23 protein-coding genes are annotated in these 22,590 nt (G+C 45.0%); 1 reads left to right on the top strand and 22 read right to left on the bottom strand.

The window, feature by feature from the left end:
- Positions 1–315 precede the first annotated feature (315 nt).
- Complete coding sequence (locus R7Q48_RS09400; protein ID WP_167415677.1) at positions 316–2,736, bottom strand: hybrid sensor histidine kinase/response regulator; 2,421 nt, start codon at positions 2,734–2,736, stop codon at positions 316–318.
- Between the two features lie 51 nt (positions 2,737–2,787).
- Here R7Q48_RS09400 and R7Q48_RS09395 point away from each other — a divergent pair, with 51 nt between their 5' ends.
- Positions 2,788–3,399 carry a YecA family protein gene (locus R7Q48_RS09395; RefSeq protein ID WP_318132264.1) on the top strand — a complete coding sequence of 204 codons (612 nt, stop codon included), beginning with the start codon at positions 2,788–2,790 and terminating at the stop codon, positions 3,397–3,399.
- A 73-nt stretch (positions 3,400–3,472) separates the two neighbouring features.
- Here R7Q48_RS09395 and R7Q48_RS09390 read toward each other — a convergent pair whose 3' ends face one another.
- The 21 genes from R7Q48_RS09390 to aspS form a co-directional block, all read right to left on the bottom strand.
- Positions 3,473–4,639 (bottom strand): glutathionylspermidine synthase family protein, encoded by a 1,167-nt coding sequence (locus R7Q48_RS09390; protein WP_005378279.1) that lies wholly within the window; start codon positions 4,637–4,639, stop codon positions 3,473–3,475.
- An 8-nt stretch (positions 4,640–4,647) separates the two neighbouring features.
- Positions 4,648–5,217 carry a DUF1190 domain-containing protein gene (locus R7Q48_RS09385; RefSeq protein WP_025766906.1) on the bottom strand — a complete coding sequence of 190 codons (570 nt, stop codon included), beginning with the start codon at positions 5,215–5,217 and terminating at the stop codon, positions 4,648–4,650.
- An 8-nt stretch (positions 5,218–5,225) separates the two neighbouring features.
- Positions 5,226–5,642 (bottom strand): DUF350 domain-containing protein, encoded by a 417-nt coding sequence (locus R7Q48_RS09380; protein ID WP_005378281.1) that lies wholly within the window; start codon positions 5,640–5,642, stop codon positions 5,226–5,228.
- Positions 5,642–6,685 (bottom strand): potassium channel family protein, encoded by a 1,044-nt coding sequence (locus tag R7Q48_RS09375; RefSeq protein ID WP_005378282.1) that lies wholly within the window; start codon positions 6,683–6,685, stop codon positions 5,642–5,644. The genes R7Q48_RS09380 and R7Q48_RS09375 overlap by 1 nt, the downstream gene beginning before the upstream one ends.
- A gap of 118 nt (positions 6,686–6,803) precedes the next feature.
- Positions 6,804–7,865 carry a quinolinate synthase NadA gene (gene nadA, locus R7Q48_RS09370; RefSeq protein ID WP_005378284.1) on the bottom strand — a complete coding sequence of 354 codons (1,062 nt, stop codon included), beginning with the start codon at positions 7,863–7,865 and terminating at the stop codon, positions 6,804–6,806.
- Positions 7,866–8,116: 251 nt separating this feature from the next.
- A complete protein-coding gene (gene ybgF, locus R7Q48_RS09365) occupies positions 8,117–8,869 on the bottom strand; it encodes a tol-pal system protein YbgF (RefSeq protein WP_005387926.1) in 753 nt (250 codons plus the stop codon).
- A gap of 15 nt (positions 8,870–8,884) precedes the next feature.
- On the bottom strand, positions 8,885–9,409 hold the full coding sequence (gene pal, locus R7Q48_RS09360) for a peptidoglycan-associated lipoprotein Pal (RefSeq protein ID WP_005378293.1): 525 nt from the start codon (positions 9,407–9,409) through the stop codon (positions 8,885–8,887).
- A 30-nt stretch (positions 9,410–9,439) separates the two neighbouring features.
- Positions 9,440–10,792, bottom strand: coding sequence for a Tol-Pal system beta propeller repeat protein TolB (gene tolB, locus R7Q48_RS09355; RefSeq protein ID WP_005387925.1), 1,353 nt, complete (start codon positions 10,790–10,792; stop codon positions 9,440–9,442).
- A 15-nt stretch (positions 10,793–10,807) separates the two neighbouring features.
- Positions 10,808–11,872, bottom strand: a complete 1,065-nt coding sequence (gene tolA / locus R7Q48_RS09350; protein ID WP_053303231.1) for a cell envelope integrity protein TolA — start codon at positions 11,870–11,872, stop codon at positions 10,808–10,810.
- Between the two features lie 13 nt (positions 11,873–11,885).
- Positions 11,886–12,329: an ExbD/TolR family protein gene (locus tag R7Q48_RS09345; RefSeq protein ID WP_005378298.1), complete on the bottom strand. Its 444-nt coding sequence runs from the start codon at positions 12,327–12,329 to the stop codon at positions 11,886–11,888.
- A gap of 3 nt (positions 12,330–12,332) precedes the next feature.
- Positions 12,333–13,031 carry a protein TolQ gene (gene tolQ, locus R7Q48_RS09340; protein WP_005378301.1) on the bottom strand — a complete coding sequence of 233 codons (699 nt, stop codon included), beginning with the start codon at positions 13,029–13,031 and terminating at the stop codon, positions 12,333–12,335.
- Positions 13,021–13,440, bottom strand: a complete 420-nt coding sequence (gene ybgC / locus R7Q48_RS09335) for a tol-pal system-associated acyl-CoA thioesterase (RefSeq protein WP_017820044.1) — start codon at positions 13,438–13,440, stop codon at positions 13,021–13,023. The genes tolQ and ybgC overlap by 11 nt, the downstream gene beginning before the upstream one ends.
- A 172-nt stretch (positions 13,441–13,612) precedes the next feature.
- Complete coding sequence (ybgE, locus tag R7Q48_RS09330) at positions 13,613–13,915, bottom strand: cyd operon protein YbgE (protein ID WP_005378304.1); 303 nt, start codon at positions 13,913–13,915, stop codon at positions 13,613–13,615.
- Entirely contained in the window at positions 13,908–14,015 is a 108-nt protein-coding gene (cydX, locus tag R7Q48_RS09325) for a cytochrome bd-I oxidase subunit CydX (RefSeq protein WP_000270284.1), read from the bottom strand. The genes ybgE and cydX overlap by 8 nt, the downstream gene beginning before the upstream one ends.
- A gap of 12 nt (positions 14,016–14,027) precedes the next feature.
- Positions 14,028–15,164: a cytochrome d ubiquinol oxidase subunit II gene (gene cydB / locus R7Q48_RS09320; RefSeq protein ID WP_005387923.1), complete on the bottom strand. Its 1,137-nt coding sequence runs from the start codon at positions 15,162–15,164 to the stop codon at positions 14,028–14,030.
- Between the two features lie 17 nt (positions 15,165–15,181).
- A complete protein-coding gene (cydA, locus tag R7Q48_RS09315) occupies positions 15,182–16,768 on the bottom strand; it encodes a cytochrome ubiquinol oxidase subunit I (RefSeq protein WP_005378311.1) in 1,587 nt (528 codons plus the stop codon).
- Between the two features lie 461 nt (positions 16,769–17,229).
- Positions 17,230–18,234: a Holliday junction branch migration DNA helicase RuvB gene (gene ruvB, locus R7Q48_RS09310; protein WP_005378312.1), complete on the bottom strand. Its 1,005-nt coding sequence runs from the start codon at positions 18,232–18,234 to the stop codon at positions 17,230–17,232.
- Positions 18,235–18,520: 286 nt separating this feature from the next.
- Positions 18,521–19,132, bottom strand: a complete 612-nt coding sequence (gene ruvA, locus R7Q48_RS09305) for a Holliday junction branch migration protein RuvA (protein WP_017820041.1) — start codon at positions 19,130–19,132, stop codon at positions 18,521–18,523.
- Between the two features lie 67 nt (positions 19,133–19,199).
- Positions 19,200–19,721 carry a crossover junction endodeoxyribonuclease RuvC gene (ruvC, locus tag R7Q48_RS09300; protein ID WP_005387909.1) on the bottom strand — a complete coding sequence of 174 codons (522 nt, stop codon included), beginning with the start codon at positions 19,719–19,721 and terminating at the stop codon, positions 19,200–19,202.
- Between the two features lie 92 nt (positions 19,722–19,813).
- A complete protein-coding gene (locus R7Q48_RS09295) occupies positions 19,814–20,560 on the bottom strand; it encodes a YebC/PmpR family DNA-binding transcriptional regulator (RefSeq protein WP_005378402.1) in 747 nt (248 codons plus the stop codon).
- A 144-nt stretch (positions 20,561–20,704) separates the two neighbouring features.
- Complete coding sequence (gene aspS, locus R7Q48_RS09290; RefSeq protein WP_005378401.1) at positions 20,705–22,483, bottom strand: aspartate--tRNA ligase; 1,779 nt, start codon at positions 22,481–22,483, stop codon at positions 20,705–20,707.
- Positions 22,484–22,590 lie beyond the last annotated feature (107 nt).

Genomic DNA, 22,590 nt, shown 5'->3' with positions numbered 1-22,590 from the left:
ACGAGTAAAAACGCCTAAAATTACGTAAAAATGGTACAAAAAAACGGATTTCACTTACATAAAAAGGGGTTACGATAATTATTTTGACGTAAAGTTAGAACAAAACTCGGACTGTAAATAGTCATTCCTATAGCTTATGCTACCAAGCTGCGAAAATTCAGAGTATTACCGATATAATCACAGTAGTAGGTCTCGCTGCTTTACTCGTAAAAGTAAAACTGCAAGCCTGTTCATTGCAGGTTAGAAGAGTTTGTGACGACGCTGGATGACGTATGAATAGTAAGAACAGTTCACAGTTGCGCGATATTGATTCAGTTATGGTGAGGCCAGCAAAATCGTTAATGTATCGATATCATCTTGGTCTGGGGATTGCTGACGCTTTAAGTTACTTCTTATCCGTTCGGCGACTGAAGAAACGTCGTCACTGAGTTCAAGGGGAGCCTCCGCAATGATCGCTGAAATAGCCTCAAGTGCTTCATTAAGATGTCCATTATCTAGAGCGACATAGAAGTTGAGTAACCACTTTTCAGCATTAAAGCTATCTGCTGCATTTCCATCAAAGTCCGATTGGTACTGATATAACTGTGTCGCATGAAGATACAGTGCATCATTTAATTCAGACTCCACTATTGGTTTCGCTATTATGTGATCTGCTCCTACATTAATCATACGCTCTTGTGTTTCTTTGAACACATCCGCTGTACAGCCAAAAATCAGTACCGACTTAGCAGGTGAACTCATTGCTCGAATGGCTGATATGGCCCCAACGCCATCTAGAACAGGCATATGATTATCCATCAGTATCAAATCAAATGGTTTGATCGCAACCTCATCGACTGCAAGCTGACCATTTTCGACACTTGTGCACTCAAAGCCCTTGGCTCGGAGGAAAGTTTCCATAATGATCGCATTTGTTCGGTTGTCTTCAACAATGAGTGCTTTCAACCCTTTACAGTTCAATTTATGTGTATTGATTGACTCTACTTTACCTGGCTTGCAAGGTGTAAGGGCAATTTCGACAGTAAAAGTCGTTCCAGCGTCCTCCTGACTCTCTACAACCACTTGCCCACCCATATGTTCCGCGATTTCTTTGACTATTGCTAAACCAAGCCCTGTACCACCAAACCGTCTAGTCGTTGATGACTCCGCTTGCTCAAAAGGACGAAAAATGCGTTTTTGTGCCTCTTTTGAAATACCAATCCCTGTATCTTTTACCTTTAGTATCAGCTTGGTGCCAGCCTTACTCGATTTCTCGGCTAGCTCTACCTCTACTATGCCACGATCGGTGAACTTAACAGCGTTATTGAGTAGATTGAACAGTACTTGACGTAAACGGGCTTTGTCATTGTTGTACCAACGACCCGTTGGTAAATGCGAGACGACTCTAAAGCGAAGACCTTTTTCTGCACACAGCGTTTGATAAACACTCTTGATACTGCCGATAATCGACTCAATTGGGAAAGGCTTATTTTCAAACTCAACATGCCCTTGTTCAATTTTTGAGTAATCTAAAATCTCATTGAGTAATGTCATCATGTGATCACCTGAATCATAAAGTGTTCTCAGGTGCTTACGCTGCTCATCGGTAAGTGGTGTTTTTAACAGTATCTGGGCAGTTCCTAGTACACCGTTCATTGGTGTGCGAATCTCGTGGGACAATGTGGCTAAGAATGCCGTTTTAGCGTTTGTCGAAGCCTGAGCTTTTATTCTCTCCTGCTCTAAATAGATCGTCTTTTCATTGAACTTCTCGATAAGCTGTCCGATTTCGTCATCGCTATCATAGTCAATATCTATGATCCCACCAGTTTTCGAGTCATCAATCTTAGCGGCAATGCGAACAATTGGTTCAACAATATAGCGATTCAGTAAGTAGTAACCGACCAAGACACACAAGAGCAAAAATGGAATGATCCTCCCCTCAACGCTCATCACTTGTTCAAACACTTGATCAGCGACTTTAGCTTTTGCGTTGACAACTTCCATGCGCCAATCGAACTCTCCGAAATCAAGCTCGCTGACATAAATTTCGTCCGTCAGTTGAAAGTTGTGTTCAATAATCACGTTTGAGTCAGCATCGCGAACCACTACCCCCAAAGAATGCTGGTTCGTGTGCTCTCGAATAAACTGAAAAAGTGCATCAAGTGATAGGTCTACCGTTACAACTCCAGCGAATCGACCGTTTTGGTAGTACGGAGAAGACGCGGTAATCATCTGGACCTGAGTAAAGGTATCGATGTAAACCGTAGACCAACTAACAGAACCTACCGGAGCATCGGCGGCAGCGACATACCAGGGTTCATTATCATAACCGCCAGATTCGGGGTTATTGTAGGAGTGAATTTGGTCAATACCACTATCACTGTTTTTATTGAAGAATAGACTTCTATATCTCCATTGTTCTGCTTTGAGCTCGGGTTTAGGCCATACGCCACCACTAACAAGCATCTTGTCACTCAATTGAAGAATATGTGGAATTATTGTGTTGAGAGATTGAATATTTTCAGTCCCTTGGGCTAGCCCTACTAAGCTGCTCAATACACCTGTAGAACTGAGGAGGGGCTCTTTTATCTCAAGAGCCAGGAGTTGGGTACGTAACTCTAGGTTTTGCTCTAGCTTTTGTCTAACCGGTGGCTCAACAACCAAATAGGCGACAGAACCGATAGTGGCGATAAAGAAGCACAGGTAAAGTGTTAGGGCGAGAATGCTTTTTTTTCTAAGTGATGAGCGAATTTCCATAGATGTGTGAATCATTCCCTAATATCGATTTATCACTAATTGATTGGTAAGATGAGCGCAATCAACCAGCCCATTAACAAATGGTATTCTATTTTGAAACTACAAGACATCCTTTCTCTCCCAGAACTTGACGGTAAACTACTAAACCTAGCAAAAACTCAAGGCTTTGTAACAGCGATGGCTGCAGCGCCAAACGTAATAATGCCTCAAGAGTGGTTGCCATTCTTATGGGGTGGAGAAGAAACAGCGCCATTTACTGACGGTGAGCAACTAGAGCAGTACATTGACGAGATTGTACAAATGTGGAACCAAACTCGTCCCGCTCTCCTAGAAGGCACTTGGCAGTGGCCTGCAGGGTGCGCGCTAGATGAGCAAGACATTGTAACAAGTCAGGCTCGCGATTTCTGTGAAGGTGTATTACAAGGCTGGCAACTTGCGCGTGATGACTGGGAAACGTTGATGCCTGAGGATAGCGAAGATAATGCCCTACTCGGTGGTGTTTTACTTTCTCTTACTATGCTTTACGACCCAGAAACAACCATTGAAACATTGGCCGAACAAGGTATGGAAGGCTTAGAGCAGTTTGAAGAGATCTTCAATGCAATGCCAGTGATGTTATGTGGTCTTACCCAGCGCGGTGTTGCATTAGCTGAAGAACAATAGGCGCAACGCTGTCGACCATCAAGATTGAACGGCTGAATAGACAAAAAGCTCTCCAAATGGAGAGCTTTTTTGATCATGTTAAAATTACATGTGGAATATACCGCGCCATATCTTGAGTCACTAAGCTACTGTCTTCCCTAATCGAAATACCGGCAGCTCTATCATTGACCAACCAACTGCCAATTAACGTATGGTTTTGCCCAAACTTAGGTAGTGGATGGTATTGCTGGACGATATTGAATTTAGATTCATAAGGCCCTGACGTTTTAACAAAACGTTTTCCATCGATGACGATCTCGATGTTCGCGCCCTCTCGAGAAAATAGTGGCTTGATGACATAATCTCTCATAGTGTTCGCTTTTGAATCGTTAGCAAAATAAGCGGGCAAAAGGTTCGGGTGGTTAGGAAAACGCTCCCACAATAACGGTAAAAGTGCTTTATTGGATAGTATCGACTTCCACATCGGTTCTAACCAGTTTACGTTTGCAGTCGCTAAGTACTTCGCATATTCCTCTTCAAACATAAACTCCCAAGGGTAAAGCTTAAACATCCAACGAATCGCTCTGTCGTCAGCATCCACAAACAGACCATCTTCCGTCACTCCAATATCTTCGACATGCACGAATGCCGTTGCTAACCCTGCCTCTCGCGCGCAATCCTCTAAATACTGGACAGTCCCTTTATCTTCTTCAGTGTACTTGCAGCAGCTAAAGTGAAGTGTTTGTCCTGGTTGGTATTTTGCTATTTCGGCAAAGCGCTCGATCAAAAAGTCTTGAAGAATATTGAATTGATCCGCGCTCTGGTGAACTCGACCTTTATTTACAACATCTTCTAGCCACACCCACTGCCAAAAGCCAGTTTCAAACAAGCTGGTTGGCGTATCCGCATTGTTTTCCAGTAATTTTGCTGGCGAGGTCCCGTTGTACGCGAAATCCAGCCGCGAATAAAGCGAAGGTTCGCTTCGTCTCCATGAAGAAGCGACCTGCTCCCACATAGATTCAGGGATCGCACATTGCGTCAGCAACCGCTCACTCCGAACGACTTCATCCACAATAGCCAGGCACATCTGATGCAGCTCTTCAGTGGGCGCTTCTATATCGCGCTCAATTTGCTCCAGCGTGAATTGATAGTAAGCACTCTCATCCCAATACGGTTGGTCATACATGGTATGGAAACCAAAACCAAACTGGCGTGCTAATTCACGCCAGTTTTCGCGCTCTTGTATTTCTCGTCGAAACATAGTGCTTTTTAACCGCCTCGACTGACCGACACCGCTTTACCAAACCCGCCTCGAGACATCGCCCTGCCAATGGTGCCGCCACCACGTTTATTAAGGCTATTCGTCGCAACTTTGGTCGGCTGATTTCGGTAGGAGCCAAAGAATTGTCCTGCTCCATTATAGAATTTGGATTTATAACGGTACATCGGCTCTGAGTAATAGCTCTTGTTATAACCTTTCAACCCGCTTAATGAGCGACTGTAAAAAAAACCGCCAAAGTTAGGTACATAAGCTCGGGAACTGGAACTGTAGTAACAATCATCCTCGTAGAAATCATTCTCGCATTCGAACTCGCTGCGGTAGCGAGGGGCATTTTGTTCGGCACGAGCTAAAGCTTCTTGGTATGCAATGTCACACTGTTCACTAAACTCAGGCGAGTTAGATTTACACTCATCAGCATCAGAAAAAATGTACCCTTCTGTTTTTGACTCGTACGTAGCAAAGAAGAAAATACCACCAAAGGCAGCAAAGGGAAGAATTTTCCCAAGCTTTAAGCTTTTGTCCATGGAAGAACGTTTAACGTTAGAACTCCGCTTCATCGTTCCTCCTAGTAAGTCATGCAAGCGGCATTCAATACGCCGACCGAAACAGAAACTGCGGCTAATACAATACCGGCTGGCAGTTCATCTTTTTCGATACGCTCTGCCACTTTCGGAAGTAAAATAAAGCGTACAATTGCAAATGCGATAATTTGAGCAAGCATTGCAACAACGCCCCACACCATAAAATCGACGATATTGACCGAGTTTTTTGCCGCCCCCGAAATCGCGAGACAATAACCAAGGAAGGCCCCACTTAGCGCAATCGCTGCTGCTGTATTTTGTTTTTCTTTGATCAGATGCCACTCATCGTATGGCGTCAACTTGACGTAGATGAACTTAAACGCCAATACAAAAATAATAGAAACAGAGAAATAGAGTAAAAAGTTTGGGAAGCCTGCTAACAGGCCGGCAATCATGTGCATTATTGTTCCTTGTTCATTTCTTTCCAGGCAAAATCTTCAATACGTTCATCTGCAATGTAAAACAGCTTGGTACTCGCGGGTACTTCAGCATCTAAATCTGGGTTGAGTTGAATACCATCGCCAATATCAAAAGCAATCAGCGTGGCATGATGGCGTCTTTTGAGAAAAACGAAGAGATTCTCAATAGTGGTGGCAGACTGACCCTCGGGATAAATAACTGAGTATTGCGTCATACCTCGTGTTGAAGCCAAAAGCTCCTGATGAAGCGCACTTGAGCCCGGGTCAACCGCCGCTTTTGCCAACATTTCTGCGCCAACAGCAGGTATGCATTCCGCTTTCGGGCAATGCTGACTTAGAAGTCGGCCTAGCGCTTCATCTTTAAAGTAAGCGACCAAATGAGCGGAAGGGTTTACAGATGCGCAGTATAGAGCGGCTGACAAGGTAATGTCGTCCGAGAGATTATCCACAATAATGCAAGCGGCTTCGGCAATATTGGCGTTTTTCATTTCTTGCGAATCGGTATAACTGGTCACTTTGATAAAACTGATTTCGCCAGGTAACGGGTTCTCTATTTCTGAACGGCTGCATAAAACAATCGGACGCTTTCCCTCTTCTTCATGTTGTAACATGCGAATAAGGTGCATCGTTCTCGATCCATTCCAGCCCAACAATACAATATGGTTTTCCACTCTTACTCTCCGTTTTCCTAAAATACCCGCTCGCCAATAGTCCATCGCTGCTCCAGCGACACGCCCCAATAATGCGGCGAATAAGCTCAAACCGCCGGGGATTACAAATAGTACGACAACCCATTTACCCAAATCTGTTACTGGAGAATGGTCGCCATAACCCACCGTACTCGCCGTAACCATGAGGTAATAGATAAAGTTAGCGAAACTGTCTGTTAATACGGTTTCACCAGCGAGAACCAGCAGCCACCATGAAAGGCTCACATATAAGCCACTAAAGATGAGAAGGCTTCGGTTGCTCAATTTAAAAAGGTGGGAACTAAGCCACTTTTTAACTACTAACCACACCGCCATAAATTTATGACCTCGATATTCATTGATTGCATCAATAGTAACTCATTGATAGTAAGACACAAAAAAACCAGCCATATTCGGCTGGTTTTTGAGATTTACTTTCAGTTACGCCTACTTTTTAAGCATTACCTTTCACTTGCATATTTAGCTGCTCAGCAAAATCTAGCATGCGGTTCAGTGGGATAAGGGATTTAACACGCAGTTCTTCGTCAACAAAAATCTCGTGCTCTTTACCACCTTCACTAAGCGCTTTCTCAATTGCTTTCAAACCGTTCATTGCCATCCAAGGACAGTGTGCACAGCTGCGGCATGTTGCGCCTGCACCTGCGGTTGGTGCTTCGATAAGTTCTTTTTCTGGCACTAGTTGCTGCATTTTAAAGAAAATACCTTTGTCTGTCGCAACGATCATTTGTTTGTGAGGAAGCGCTTTCGCTGCTTTGATCAGCTGACTCGTTGATCCAACGGCATCGGCAAGTTCTACGACGCTTGCTGGAGACTCAGGGTGAACCAAAATAGCCGCATCTGGATACACGCTCTTCATTTTTCGTAGCGCATCAGCAGAGAACTCATCATGAACCACACACTCCCCCTGCCAAAGCAGCATATCTGCGCCAGTTTTGTTAGCGATGTACGATCCTAGGTGACGGTCTGGTCCCCAAATAATTGGCTTATCTTCAGCGTCTAAGTGTTCCACGATTTCAAGCGCAATGCTCGATGTAACGACCCAGTCGGCACGGGCTTTAACCGCTGCTGAAGTATTTGCGTAAACTACAACCGTATGATCAGGGTGAGCATCACAAAACTCGCTGAACTTATCCGCAGGACAGCCAAGGTCGAGCGAACATTCCGCTTCCAACGTTGGCATTAGAATGCGCTTTTCTGGTGTCAGAATTTTGGCCGACTCGCCCATAAAGCGAACACCACCAATAATCAATGTACTTGCAGGGTGACGATTACCAAACTTCGCCATTTCCAACGAATCACCAACAAACCCGCCAGTGTCTTCAGCTAGGGCTTGAATCTCAGGGTCGGTATAGTAGTGCGCGATAAGTACCGCATCTTTTTCTTTGAGTAACTTTTTAATACGCTCAATGTAAGATGCTTTTTCTTCTTCGCTTAATGGAACTGGTTTCGGTGGGAATGGGTAAACAGTGTCGATTTTATCTAATATATGGCTCATTGCTCTTGCTCTACGCAACTTCCTTTAATCCGAGTATTGTAACCTCGTTAATTTTCAAAAACCAACTTGTCGCGGGGATTTCTAGCGGTCTAGCCGTATATCTTTGTTACAGGTAGCATTTCCGAGTAGCGAAATTCGGTGCAACATAAGGTCAGAGGCTCTGCATCATTGCTATCGACTTAGCCGTTCTGCACCAACAGAAAATGGAAAAGAAAAAGGAAGCCGAAGCTTCCTTTTCAAAACATAACGTCTTACAGCTTAGAGCTGGCAAGTTTTGCAGATGCACTACCTGGGTATTCATCAACCACTTGTTGGTAGTACTTTTTCGCTTGAGCTGCATTGTTATTACGCTCAGCGATTTCGCCTAACTTAAGCAACGCATCGGCTCGCTTATTGGAGTCTTTATAAGACACAACAGCGGCAAAACTTTTCACTGCATCCTCATCCTGCTTTTTAGCGAAGTACAACTGACCTAGCCAGTAGTGAGAATTCGCTGAATATGTAGAATCAGGATAATCTTTCTGGAACTGCTGGAACGCTGCAATTGCGCCAGTGTAGTCACGTTTCTTGAGGATGAGGTCGACTGCATTTTGGTATGCCGTTTGCTCATCAACATTTGGTGTGTACTGACCACCTGTTTTAGCCGGTTTCGCTTCTTGCGCAGGCGCGGATTTTATCTCTCCACGAACACGATCCAGCTCGACAAACAACTCTCGTTGACGTTGCAACATTTGCTTCATTTCGTAGCTATTTCGCTCTAATTGACCACGTAATTCACTGATCTCTTGTGACATTTGGTCAATTTGCTGTTGCATTTGGAGCTGAACGCGATTGCGGTTTTGTAGCAAGCGCTCTAGACGCTCTACTTCCGTTTCAGATGAACGGCTCTTAGAGACGGATGATGTGCTGTTGAGATCGGATACTGGAGCTGGTGCAGCGAACGCAAAGTTCGCTGCACTTGCCAGTAACGTAAGCGCAACAGCGCGCTTAGTGTTACTGAACATGAGGATTACCTCGAATTAGTATACTAGAACCGCGCGACGGTTTTTAGCGTAAACTTCATCTGATTGACCTAGAAGAAGTGGCTTCTCTTCACCGTAGCTAACGATTGAGATTTGGTCAGCTTGAACACCTAGTGCTTGTAGGTAGTTCGCTACTGCTTGTGCACGACGCTCACCTAGAGCGATGTTGTACTCAGGAGTACCACGCTCATCAGCGTGACCTTCGATAGTTACGTTAAGTGCTGGGTTCTTGCTTAGGTAAGAAGCGTGAGCCGCTAGCATCTCTTCGTAATCTGCTGCAATTGTTGAGTTGTCAAAAGCAAAGTAGATTGTTTGAGTTTCACGTAGCGCTTGCTCTTTTAGCTCTTGCTCTGTCAACTGACCGCTTTGATCAATTGGCGTAGCTACTGTTGTTTCCACTGCGCCATTGTTGTTTGTTGCTGCACCAGTGTTAGAAGCAGCGTCGTCGCTTGAACTACACGCTGTAACAGCCATTACAGGAAGCGCGATTAGTAGCCCTTTTAGAACCTTGTTCAGTTGCATCTTATTTTCCTTTATTAATCAAACTTATTACTACAAAAACGGTGACCATGCAGGCGCTCGAACACGCCCATTTGTTGCCGGTAATCTAGCTTTGAATCGACCATCAATTGACACCATCGATAGTACGTTTTTCTTGTTGTAAATCGAGCTATACACAACCATGCCACCGTTTGGGGCAATACTAGGAGACTCATCAAGCAAGGTCTTAGTTAAGACTTGAAGAGCACCAGTTTCCAAATCTTGTTTCGCCAAATTAAATCCTGCGTTGCTGCGGTTCACCATAACTAGGAATCGCCCATCAGGAGTAATCTGACCACCCAAATTTTGGCTGCCTTGCCAAGTCAAACGGTCAATAGAACCGCTGCCCAAATTTACTTGATAAATCTGTGGTTTACCACCCCTATCCGATGTGAAAATCAACGATTTTCCATCCGGATGCCAGAACGGTTCCGTATTATTTGATCTGCCACGCGTAATTTGCGTCAGCTTACGAGTGTTAAGGTCAAACGTATAAACATGAAGCGAGCCTGTTTTAGAAAGAACAATCGCTAACTTATTGCCATCTGGCGAAAATCTTGGCGCACCATTGTGACGTGGGTATGAAGTAATTTTCTCACGTTCACCGGTGTAGATGTTCATGATGAAGATTTCTGCTTGGCCATTTTGGAAGCTAACATATGCAAGCTTTTTACCATCGGGGGACCACGCTGGTGACATTAATGGTTGTTTAGAGCGTAAAACCAGACGCTCATTGTAGCCATCGTAATCAGCGACTCGAAGTTGGTAAGGGAAACGGTCTTTATCGTTCACTACCACATATGCGATACGAGTCATGAAAGCGCCACGGTCGCCAGTTAACTGCTCATACACCAAATCAGAGATACGGTGAGCGTACTCACGCATACGAGGCCCTTGAACAGTGGCTACTTTATTGAACAGCACATGATCTTTTGACAGGACTAATTCACCGTCACTACCAAGCGCCTTACTCTTCCCACCTGTTAACTGACCACGCACAATATCAACAAGTTGATAGTTGATAACGTAGTCACCTTGGTCGTTTTGCTTGATTGAACCAGTCAATAGCGCATCCACACCTAAATTGGTCCAAGCATCAAAATTAACTTCTGATTCACTGAACGGTGTTTGTGGCATTTTGCTCGTTGGAACTGGGCTGAATTTACCACTACGTTGTAAATCCGAGGCGATAACAGCAGAAACATCCGTTGGAAGCGCTTGTGTGCCCTCCCACTTAAACGGAACAACAGCAATTGGTCGTGCTGAATCAATACCATCGGTAATGACCAACTCTAATGCGGCATTCGCCACATTTGTCATACTGCTAAACAGTACAAACATTCCTAGTAAAAGGCGTCTAATCACGTCTTATTCCTTATTCTAGTATTCAACGGTTAAGTTGATATCTCTAACTTTATCAATAACATCTCTATCTTTAGGCATCGGAAAGTTGCCAACTTGGGCTACTGCACTTTTGGCTGCACTACAAAGACGAGAGTCACCGTTTAACACAGTAACATTACTCACAATACCATCAGTCCCAGTTGGAACTAGCTTCACATTAAGCCTACACGACTTTCCCACAAGATAATCGTCCTTAATGATACGACTCTCTATCAATTGTTTGTAAATTGCACCATAGCGGTCAACTTCAGATTGCACATGTTGATTTTTCGCTTGCTGATTCTGTTCTGACTCACTCTCGAGACCCGCAAAAATATCATCTAACGCGGCTTCTTGAGCTTTACGCTCACGCTCGGCACGCTCAGCTGCTTCTCTCGCTTTACGCTCTCGCTCCGCTGCCTCTTTTGCCGCTTTCTCTTTTGCAATGCGCTCTTGTTCAGCTTTTTCAGCAGCTTCACGCTCACGACGTGCTTTTTCTTCCGCTTCTTTTGCTGCTTTTTCACGAGCCAAACGTTCTTGCTCAGCTTTTGCTATAGCCGCTTCTTTTGCTAAACGCTCCTGCTCAGCTTTACGCACGGCTTCTTCTTTTGCCTTGCGCTCTTTTTCTAGCTTAGCAGCTCGCTCTTTTTCTTTGCGAACACGTTCTTCTTCCTGCTTGCGCTCTTGCTCTTTTTTCTTACGTGCAGCTTCTGCTTCTCGTGCCGCTTGAGCATCTTTCGCTTGCTGCTCTTTCAACTTGCGAATTTGCTCTTCTTCAGCTTTGCGGTTTTTTTCTAGCTGCTCTGCTTCGCGTCTCAGTTTATCAAGACGCTCTTGTTCTTTTTTCGCTGCCTTTTCGCGTTGCTGGCGAATTTCTTTCGCTTGTTGCTGCACAAGTTTTGGATCGATGACAACAGCTTGAACCATTTGCCCTGTAGGCTCTGGTTTAGACATGTTGAAGTCCGTCCCCCAAAGCAGGGCTGCAACTAGAATTGCATGCAAACCAACCGATATTGCTATCGGTTTGGCGTATTGGTTGGGTTTCTTCTTGTGATCTTTCATAGATAATTGATGTCTATTCCCTGATATCGGTCATTAGACCTACCTTAGGGATACCAGCTCGACTTAGTTCATCTAGCAATAGAACAACATCGGCATATGGTGTTGCCGCGTCGCCACCTACCGCAACTGGTGAATCCGGCTTAACCTCTCGCTCCGCTTTCACTCGCACAATAACATCTTGCAACGACAAACCTCGCTGAACTTCTTCATCATTTACGCTTAGGCCTAAATTACCCTCGCTATCAATTTCGATGATAATAAAGCTACTGTCAGTCTCGCCAGCAAGGTCTTGCATAGATTCTGCGGTCGATGTTTTCGGAAGATCAACGTCGACGCCTTGAGTCACAAATGGAGCGGTCGCCATAAAAATGATCAACAGTACGAGCATTACGTCGATATACGGAACAACGTTGATCTCCGCTGTCATTTTTCGCTTTTTAGGTTGATAACCCGCCATGCTTTATTCCTTATCCGCGCTGTCTCGGCCAGCCATCGCTTGACGATGAAGGATGCTGTGGAATTCTTCAGAAAATGTTGCGTAAGTGTGCTCTAGTTTACTCACTTTATTGCTTAGGCGGTTGTACGCCATTACTGCCGGAATAGCCGCAAATAGCCCCATCGCTGTCGCGATAAGTGCCTCGGCGATACCCGGTGCAACCATAGACAACGTAGCTTGCTTTACTTCACCCAGCGCAATAAAGGCGTGCATGATGCCCCAAACGGTACCAAATAGGCCGATATAAGGGCTTATAGAACCGACTGTTGCCAAAAACGGTAAGCTTGTTTCTAGCTCATCTACTTCACGAGAAACAGCAACGCGCATTGCGCGGCCAGTGCCTTCCATGATGTAAGCTGGTGAATTTGCGTTGCTCTTACGTAGGCGAGCAAACTCTGTAAAACCTGCGTAGAAGATTTCTTCTGTGCCTTCAATTTCGTCTTTACGCGCTTTTACTTTTTGGTAAAGCTGAGAAAGATCAGTACCCGACCAAAATTTGTCTTCAAACTGCTCTGCATTTTTTGATGCTTGAGAAAGCACTTTGCTGCGCTTGATGATCATTGCCCATGACACAATTGACATGCCAAGCAACGTCAGCATCACAAGCTTTACCAACAGACTGGCCTGAAGAAAGAGATCTAAAATGGAAATATCAGCAGTCACTATTTGTTAGCTCCGAATTTATAAAGGTTGGAATAGCTATTGGTTTCATTTTCTTATTATCGATACATGCTACCTTAACCGAGGCCTTGCACAATATCTTGCCTTGATCATTGACCAACTCTTGACAGAATTGCAGAGAAGCACGTTTTATTTCTGACACTCGGGTTACGACTGTCAGATGCTCGTCCAGCCTAGCCCCTTGGTTGAAATCGATATCCATGTGTCGGACAACAAAGCCGATATTTTGTTCCAGTAACACATGTTGAGAAATGCCTTTAGCACGTAACATCTCTGTCCGTGCGCGCTCAAAGAATTTTAGATAATTAGAATGATATACAACACCGCCCGCATCAGTGTCTTCATAGTACACGGTGATCGGCCAGTGAAAGAGATTTGATGTGCCTTGCAAGGGAGTACCAATATATTCAATTCTTTAAAGTAATTACTATAACTGAAGCGACAGCAATTGGTACCGAGCTAAGGAAATATTTTTGAAATTTGTAGAAAAAATAAAAGCTAGGCGAGATACCTAGCTTTTATTCGATGATTTAGTAACCGACTTTATTACAGCATATTTCAGCCTAAATGAAATAAAGTGCCGTTAGATAAATTAAGATAGCTAACGAGAAATAAGGACTAAACAAAACTTGCCAGTACCAGTTTCTTGGCTTGAAGCCCACCCCATACACCATGCTTGAACATACAGACCAAATCAGTGCTGGTGCGATGATTGAGTTAAAACCACCAATTGCTTGATGGTAAGCTTCAGGGTCCCACATCACCAATCCTACGTGCATAAAGCCAAGGATGAGAGATAAGACTCGTAGCAGAGTCTTATCCATTGGTGCGTGAAGTTTCGCTACCTTATCAGCGAGGTTACTCACTGTCTTTATCCATCATTTCTGAGTGCTCTAGCCAAAGAGCGTTGATGATACCGAATGCACAAGCAAGTAGTACACCTAGAATCCATGCGAAATACCACATAGTAAATGCTCCTTAGTAAAGTGAGTTTTTGTTGTCTTCAATGTACTGGTCATCAAGGCGACCAAACATCTTGTAGTAAGTCCAAGATGTGTAGCCAAGGATGATTGGCACCATAACAAACGCAACGCCTGTCATTAGGTTCAGAGTCAGCTCAGATGACGTTGCATCCCACATTGTTAAGCTGTGGCTTGGCATTAAGTCTGAAGGCATGATGAATGGGAACATCGCAAAACCTGCAGTAAAGATAACACCAGCAACACCCAAGCTTGAAGTAATGAACGAAATCGCACATTTTTCAAGACGAGATGCCAATACAGCGAGAAGCGGCATTGCAACACCTAGTACAGGAGCAGCCCATAGTAATGGGTAGTTTTCAAAATTCTTCATCCACGCACCAGCTTCACGGATAACCTCTTTGTTTAGAGGGTTAGAAGCTGCGTTAGTGTCGATACCGCCAACAATGACGTAGCCATCGATATTTTGGATCCAGAAACCAGCCGCTACAAACGCAGCAACCGTCAGTAAACCAGCCAACTGAGCAACGTTGCGCGCACGCACATGCACTTCGCCTGTTGTTTTCATTTGTAGCCAAGTAGAACCTTGCATCAAAATCATGAACAAGCTTACTAGACCACACAACAGTGCAAATGGGTTTAGTAGACCAAAGAATGAGCCATGGTATGTTGGCATCAAGAACTCACTCAATTGGAATGGTACACCTTGTAGAAGGTTGCCAAACGCTACACCAAAGATGATTGGCGGAACAAAACCACTGATTGAGATACAGATATCCCAGCTATTGCGCCATTTTGGATCTTCGATTTTAGAGCGGTAGTCTAGGCCAAGAGGACGAAGCCATAGCGCTGCTAGTGTCAAAATCATCGCTAAGTAGAAGCCTGAAAATGACGTTGCGTAAACCAAAGGCCAAGCTGCGAACAGTGCACCACCAGCAGTGATAAGCCAAACTTGGTTACCATCCCAGTGAGGAGCAATTGAGTTAATCATGACACGGCGTTGCGTGTCGTTTTTACCGATGATAGGTACAAGCGCGCCTACACCCATATCGAAGCCGTCTGTTACTGCAAAACCAACTAGTAGAACACCGATTAGTACCCACCAGATGAGTCGCAAGATTTCGTAATCAAACATCTTGTTATCTCCTTACCTTACGCTTCTACTTGGCGACTAACTTTGTCTTCAACAGAGTCAGCATTTTGCTCGAAGTGGTAGCGACCCGTTTTCAGGCTACTTGGGCCTTTACGAGCGAATTTCAACATTAGGTAAACTTCTGCAATCAGGAATACCGTGTATAGCGCCAGAATTGCGAAGAGTGAAGTCCAGATTTCACCTGCAGTTAGCGCAGAAGCTGCAACATGCACTGGTAGAATTTCACCTACAGCCCAAGGCTGACGGCCGTACTCAGCGACAAACCAACCCGCTTCAATTGCAATCCAAGGTAGTGGAATGCTAAATAGTGCAGCTTTTAGAATCCATTGTTTCTGTTCAATCTTCTGACGACACGTTTGGATAAACGCCGCACCAAAGACAAACAACATGATGAAGCCACAAGCAACCATGATACGGAATGACCAGAATAGCGGCCATACTGTTGGGATTGAGTCGTCCGCAGCAGCTTGGATTTGCTCTTCTGTTGCATCAACAACATTGTCTGTGTAGCGTTTTAGAAGTAGACCGTAACCTAGGTCACCTTTCACTTCATCAAACGCAGTCATGTTTTCTTCTGACTTGTCGCCCGCACGAAGCTTCTCTAGAAGTTCATAAGCGTACATGCCGTCACGAATACGATCGACGTGTTCATCACGTAAATCACGAAGACCTGTTACTTGCTCATCAAAAGAGCGTGTCGCGATAATACCCATTACGTAAGGGATCTTAATTGCGTAATCGGTATGCATCGTTTCCTGGTTAGGAACACCAAATAACGTAAATGCGGCAGGTGCAGGTTCAGTGTGCCACTCTGCTTCAATTGCAGCGAGTTTCACTTTTTGAACTTCACCAAGCTCGTAGCCAGATTCATCACCAAGAACGATGGTAGATAAGATAGCTGCAATACCGAAAGAAGCAGCAATAGCAAACGAACGACGAGCAAACGCAATGTCACGACCTTTTAATAGGTAGTATGAACTGATGCCTAGAATAAACATTGCGCCACAAGTGTAACCAGAAGCAACCGTATGCACGAACTTAACCTGAGCAACTGGGTTTAGTACAACCTCAGAGAAGCTCACCATTTCCATTCGCATGGTTTCGAAGTTGAAATCTGCGCCTACTGGGTTTTGCATCCAGCCGTTTGCGATAAGAATCCAAAGAGCAGAGAAGTTAGAGCCTAGTGCCACAAGCCAGGTAACCGCTAAGTGTTGGCGTTTAGATAGACGATCCCACCCGAAGAAGAATAGACCAACAAAAGTTGACTCCAGGAAGAATGCGACAAGTGCTTCGATCGCTAGCGGTGCACCGAAGATATCACCTACATAGTGGGAGTAGTAAGACCAGTTCGTACCAAACTGGAACTCCATGGTAAGGCCTGTCGCCACACCAAGTGCAAAGTTAATACCGAATAGCTTACCCCAGAACTTGGTCATGTCCTTATAGATTTGCTTGTTCGTCATTACGTACATCGATTCCATAATGGCCAGAAGGAAGGCCATACCAAGGGTCAATGGTACGAATAGGAAGTGATACATCGCTGTCAGTGCAAACTGCAACCGCGATAGATCAACTACGTCAATCATGGTAACTCCTATGTGTCGGCTGAATGACACTCTCTACATATTGCAATCCATATTCAGGTGTTATTTACACTTGAAAAATGTTGAATTATCACAACTCATTGTTGCAAAAATGTGCTTCATTGGTTAGTTAATTGTTAAGCATCAGCTAATATAGCTGGGGCTAATATTACTTGTAAAAACAGATTGTTTCAAAAGGTTTATAGCCGTAACGCGCTTTGATATACATCAATGTTTATGCGCGGAATTTGCACAAAAATCCATCACATTGATCTAGATCAACCAGTATTGGATACGGATGTTAAGAGAGAGTAATCAGGAGAGAAATTAACCAGTTGCAAGCAAACATCGAGTTAACAATCAATGCTTTTTACTTACTAAACCAGTATGAGAAAAAATTCAAAAAATGTGAGTTTGGTCAACTTTAATGAAGCGCTGGGCAACAAAGGCCCAGCGAGGGAATCTTATTTTTCAATTCCGAAATGCAAATACGCACGATCTGTCGCGATTCTTCCACGCGGAGTGCGTTGTAAATAACCTTGCTGAATAAGATAAGGTTCAAGAACGTCTTCAATAGTGTCCTTTTCTTCACCTATCGCCGCTGCCATGTTGTCGAGCCCGACCGGACCACCACCAAATTTTTCCATAATCGCGAGTAGTAGCTTACGGTCCATGTAATCGAAGCCTTCGGCGTCCACATCAAGCATATTCAACGCCTTATCGGCAACATCGGCACAAATGTGACCATTGCCTTTTACTTCCGCATAATCACGAACACGGCGTAGCAAACGGTTAGCAATACGTGGCGTGCCACGCGCACGTCTTGCCACTTCCAATGCACCTTCAGGCTCCATTGATAAACCTAAACAATCCGCGCTTCGCTGCACGATATCTTGGAGGTCTTTTATCTTATAAAACTCAAGGCGCTGAGTAATACCAAAGCGGTCGCGCAATGGTGACGTTAAAGAGCCCGCTCGGGTCGTCGCACCAATTAACGTAAACGGTGGTAAATCGATCTTAATAGAACGAGCGGCCGGACCTTCACCGATCATAATATCCAGTTGATAATCTTCCATCGCCGGATATAGCACCTCTTCAACCATTGGACTCAAGCGGTGAATCTCATCGATGAACAACACATCGTTTTCTTCAAGGTTGGTTAACAGCGCGGCCAAATCGCCTGCTTTCTCAAGTACAGGGCCTGAAGTAGTGCGAATGTTCACTTCCATTTCATTGGCAACGATATTCGCAAGTGTGGTTTTACCCAAACCTGGGGGACCAAAAATCAAAAGGTGATCAAGTGCTTCGCTACGTAACTGAGCAGCTTTAATGAAGATCTCCATTTGGTCACGGACATGGTCCTGACCTTGGTAATCCGCTAATTTTTTTGGCCGAATAGCACGATCAATGACATCTTCATCACGAAAGGCAGGGTTTTCTGGCGCGATTAAACGATCGGCTTCAATCATCTTTTTACCTTGAAAAATGGTTACCTGAGAGAATAATGCCGCTCGTTTAACAGCAAGTGGCATATTTCTATATCTCGTCATCCTGTACAGCGACGAAGGAGCGTGATACAGGATCTTCTATCCGAGCGATTTATGGTCAAATTGTTTCATTAACCGCTCAGCGTGCTGCTATTAGATTCCCAGTCTCGCCAGGCTCGCTGGAATGACACAAAAAACATCGTTAAGCGATTGGCATTAACCTTAGAGAATGAGTTATCTTGAACAAATGTTCACTGTGCAACCAGCGTTACACCATTGATTTTAGAGCTTCACGGATCATTTGCTCACTGCTCATGTCCGGTTTAGCGATCTGAGATACCACTTTCGACGCTTGAGTCGGCTTGTAACCTAGAGCTAGAAGCGCACTGATTGCCTCTTCTTCCGCGTTGTTGGATGTCGCACTAGAATCCGCAGGAGCAGCATCCGTAAATGGTGTAAATAGATCGCCTGCGCCCCACCCTTTCAAGCGGTCTTTCATTTCAACAACCAATCGCTCTGCGGTTTTCTTGCCAACGCCTGGAAGCTTAACCAGCGTAGAAACGTCTTCATGTTCCACACAAGTAACAAATTGCGTTGCTGTCATACCAGAGAGAATACCAAGACCGAGTTTAGGACCAACGCCATTGGCTTTGATCACTTCACGGAAAAGTGCTCGTTCTTTTACTGTGTTGAAACCGTATAGCAATTGCGCATCTTCACGGACAACAAAGTGAGTATAAATAATGGCTTCTTCGCCAACATTTGGCAGTTCGTAAAAACAGCTCATTGGCATCTGGACTTCATAGCCAATGCCATTAACTTCAATTAATACTTCAGGTGGTTGTTTTTCAATCAGTATGCCACGAAGACGTCCAATCACTATAAATACTCTTTGGAAATGAATTTGCGACAGGATAATAAAGAACTGGATAGACATCCAGTTAATTTTAACGGTAGCGCCCTTTTCTGGCACTGGTTGCTTTGCCCGCTAACGCAACGAGAGTCTTGTTAGTATTGGCATGACAAATCGCCACACCTAAAGCATCGGCTGCATCCGCTTGAGGCTTGGCGGGCAATTTAAGCATCTGCTGAACCATATGCTGAACTTGCGCTTTGTCCGCGCCACCAGTGCCGACGACAGCTTGCTTAATAAGACGAGCCGCGTATTCAAATACCGGCAACTCCGCATTCACCGCAGCAACAATTGCACTGCCACGAGCTTGGCCAAGTTTTAGCGCTGAATCCGCGTTTTTGGCCATAAACACTTGCTCGATCGCGAAAACGTCCGGTTGAAACTGGGTAATGATTTCCGTGACGCCTGCATAAATCTGTTTAAGCCGACCCGGAAGTTCTTTTTCTGAAGTACGAATGCAGCCACTACCAAGGTATTGCAAGTGGCGCCCATTTTGACGAATGACCCCATAGCCGGTAATGCGCGAACCTGGGTCAATGCCCAAAATAATTGACATGAATGTTCCTAAAAATGAGGCCTAATTCGGCCTCAGTCTTTTTATTATTACTTGCTAACTTCGGAGCAAATACCGCTCCCGACACCTTGAGTTTAATCTAGCGTAGCCGCAACGTCGTCAGAGATATCACCATTGTGATAAACCTCTTGAACGTCGTCCAGATCTTCCAAAGCGTCAATCAAACGAAGTAGTTTTGGCGCAGTATCCGCGTCCAAATCTGCTTTCGTAGATGGGATCAGCGACACCTCAGCGTTCTCTGCCTCAAACCCTGCGGCATCAAGAGCATCTTTTACGAGTCCAAAATCGCCTGGGGCCGTGTAGACATCAATCGAGCCATCTTCTGCCGTTTCAATGTCATCAGCACCACTTTCTAATGCTACTTCCATTACCGCATCCTCATCTAAACCTGGGCCATATGAAATCACGCCTTTCTTGTCGAAAAGATAGTTGACGCTACCATCCGTCCCCAGATTACCGCCTGACTTTGAGAATGCATGGCGCACGCCAGATACCGTACGATTTCGGTTATCCGTCATACATTCGACCATGACCGCCGTACCACCTGGACCATAACCTTCATAGATCACGGTTTCCATGTTGTCGTCGCCTTCACCACCAGCACCTCGGCTGACAGCGCGGTTGACAGTGTCACGTGTCATGTTGTTAGACAGTGCTTTATCAATTGCTGCTCGCAAACGTGGGTTATTTTCTGGCTCACCGCCCCCCTCTTTTGCCGCAACAACGATTTCACGAATTAATTTAGTAAAGATTTTGCCGCGCTTCGCATCTTGCGCTGCTTTACGGTGACGAATATTCGCCCATTTACTATGACCAGCCATAATTCACCTTTTAATGTATTTTGACGCTTAATAACAAAAACATGTTCTAAAAAGCGTTGCTTGGGAAATTGCTTTGGAAGTTTCTTGGGTTTATTTAAACAAAAACTCCCGCAGTTGCGGGAGTTTTCTTCAAATGTTGTGCGCTTATTCTGCGTCTTTTTCTTTCGCTGCAGTTACTGCGATTGCTAGCTCTTCTAGCGCTGCTGGGTTCGCAATACTTGGTGCGTCTGTTAGTAGACACGCCGCTGCTGTTGTTTTAGGGAACGCGATAACATCACGGATGTTCTCTGTGCCACATAGCAGCATTACTAGACGGTCTAGACCAAATGCAAGACCAGCATGTGGAGGCGTACCGAATTTCAGCGCATCAAGCAGGAAGCCGAACTTAAGCTGTTGCTCTTCAGGTGTGATACCTAGAATATCAAATACGGCTTCTTGCATATCTGCGTTGTGGATACGAACAGAGCCGCCGCCCACTTCGTAGCCATTTAGAACCATATCGTAAGCGTTAGAATTTGCCGCAGCAGGGTTTGCTTTTAGCTCTTCTGCAGTCACACCTAGAGGCGATGTGAATGGGTGGTGCATCGCGTGTAGGTTGCCTTCGTCATCTTCTTCGAACATTGGGAAGTCAACAACCCATAGTGGAGCCCATGCAGACTCATCCGTTAGCTCTAGGTCTTTACCTAGTTTCAAACGTAGCGCACCCATTGCTTCTGCAACGATACCCGCTTTATCAGCGCCAAATAGGATAATGTCACCAGATTCCGCTTGAGTACGATCTAGAATGCCGTTGATCACGTCTTCATTTAGGAACTTAGCGACTGGAGATTGGATACCTTCCATGCCCGCTGCACGGTCATTAACCTTCATCCAAGCTAGACCTTTCGCACCGTAGATGCCAACGAATTCACCGTAGCCATCAATTTGCTTACGAGTCAGAGAAGCGCCACCTGGAACGCGAATAACGGCAACGCGGCCTTTTTCATCGTTTGCTGGACCTGAGAATACTTTGAACTCAACGTCTTTCACTAGGTCAGCAACGTCTACTAGTTCCAGTGGGTTACGTAGGTCTGGCTTGTCAGAACCGAAACGACGAATCGCTTCGCTGAACGGCATTACTGGGAATTCACCTAGGTCAACGTTTAGTAGCTCTTGCCACATTTCACGAACCATTTTCTCAGTCGTTGCACGAACTTGGTCAGCCGTCATGAATGACGTTTCGATATCGATCTGAGTGAATTCTGGTTGACGGTCAGCACGCAAGTCTTCATCACGGAAACACTTAACGATTTGGTAGTAACGGTCAAAACCAGACATCATTAGAAGTTGTTTGAATAGCTGTGGAGACTGAGGAAGCGCGTAGAAGCTGCCTTTGTGAACACGGCTAGGTACTAGGTAGTCACGAGCGCCTTCTGGAGTCGCTTTTGTTAGGACTGGTGTTTCGATGTCTAGGAAACCGTTGTCATCTAGGAAACGACGAACAAAGCTAGACGCTTTAGCTCGTAGCTTGATGCGGTCGCTCATTTCTGGACGACGTAGATCTAGGTAACGGTACTTCAGGCGCTGCTCTTCAGAGTTCTTTTGGTTGAAGTCTAGAGGCAGAACATCAGAACGGTTGATGATTTCAAGACCTTTCGCAAGGATCTCAACTTCACCTGTTGCCATGTCTTTGTTTGCTTGGCTCTCTGGGCGAACGCGCACTTCACCCGTTAGTTTGATACAGAATTCATTACGAAGTGTGTTCGCCACTTCATACGCATCCGCCATATCTGGATCAACAACTACCTGAACGATACCTTCGCGATCTCGCATATCAATAAAAATAAGACCGCCTAAATCACGACGACGGTTAACCCAGCCGCAAAGTTCTACAGTTTGTCCTGCAAGGGACTTGTTCAGGTGACCACAGTAATGGGTACGCATAATGAAATTCCCAATCTCTCAAATGTTGTTAACTACGCTCTGTCAGCCTCATTGCTAAGCAGAGTAAAGATTCAGTTATACGCTGAATGTCCACGAAAATCGACTAC

The organism is Vibrio sp. 378 (assembly GCF_033339435.1).
This window is presented reverse-complemented; position numbering and strand designations above follow the sequence as displayed.

Coding starts and splice junctions, on each gene's coding strand:
- R7Q48_RS09400 (WP_167415677.1), bottom strand. CDS start 2,736: ATGGAAATTCGCTCATCACTTAGAAAAAAAAGCATTCTCGCCCTAACA.
- R7Q48_RS09395 (WP_318132264.1), top strand. CDS start 2,788: ATGAGCGCAATCAACCAGCCCATTAACAAATGGTATTCTATTTTGAAA.
- R7Q48_RS09390 (WP_005378279.1), bottom strand. CDS start 4,639: ATGTTTCGACGAGAAATACAAGAGCGCGAAAACTGGCGTGAATTAGCA.
- R7Q48_RS09385 (WP_025766906.1), bottom strand. CDS start 5,217: ATGAAGCGGAGTTCTAACGTTAAACGTTCTTCCATGGACAAAAGCTTA.
- R7Q48_RS09380 (WP_005378281.1), bottom strand. CDS start 5,642: ATGCACATGATTGCCGGCCTGTTAGCAGGCTTCCCAAACTTTTTACTC.
- R7Q48_RS09375 (WP_005378282.1), bottom strand. CDS start 6,685: ATGGCGGTGTGGTTAGTAGTTAAAAAGTGGCTTAGTTCCCACCTTTTT.
- nadA (WP_005378284.1), bottom strand. CDS start 7,865: ATGAGCCATATATTAGATAAAATCGACACTGTTTACCCATTCCCACCG.
- ybgF (WP_005387926.1), bottom strand. CDS start 8,869: ATGTTCAGTAACACTAAGCGCGCTGTTGCGCTTACGTTACTGGCAAGT.
- pal (WP_005378293.1), bottom strand. CDS start 9,409: ATGCAACTGAACAAGGTTCTAAAAGGGCTACTAATCGCGCTTCCTGTA.
- tolA (WP_053303231.1), bottom strand. CDS start 11,872: ATGAAAGATCACAAGAAGAAACCCAACCAATACGCCAAACCGATAGCA.
- R7Q48_RS09345 (WP_005378298.1), bottom strand. CDS start 12,329: ATGGCGGGTTATCAACCTAAAAAGCGAAAAATGACAGCGGAGATCAAC.
- cydX (WP_000270284.1), bottom strand. CDS start 14,015: ATGTGGTATTTCGCATGGATTCTAGGTGTACTACTTGCTTGTGCATTC.
- cydB (WP_005387923.1), bottom strand. CDS start 15,164: ATGTTTGATTACGAAATCTTGCGACTCATCTGGTGGGTACTAATCGGT.
- cydA (WP_005378311.1), bottom strand. CDS start 16,768: ATGATTGACGTAGTTGATCTATCGCGGTTGCAGTTTGCACTGACAGCG.
- ruvB (WP_005378312.1), bottom strand. CDS start 18,234: ATGATTGAAGCCGATCGTTTAATCGCGCCAGAAAACCCTGCCTTTCGT.
- ruvC (WP_005387909.1), bottom strand. CDS start 19,721: ATGTCAATTATTTTGGGCATTGACCCAGGTTCGCGCATTACCGGCTAT.
- R7Q48_RS09295 (WP_005378402.1), bottom strand. CDS start 20,560: ATGGCTGGTCATAGTAAATGGGCGAATATTCGTCACCGTAAAGCAGCG.
- aspS (WP_005378401.1), bottom strand. CDS start 22,483: ATGCGTACCCATTACTGTGGTCACCTGAACAAGTCCCTTGCAGGACAA.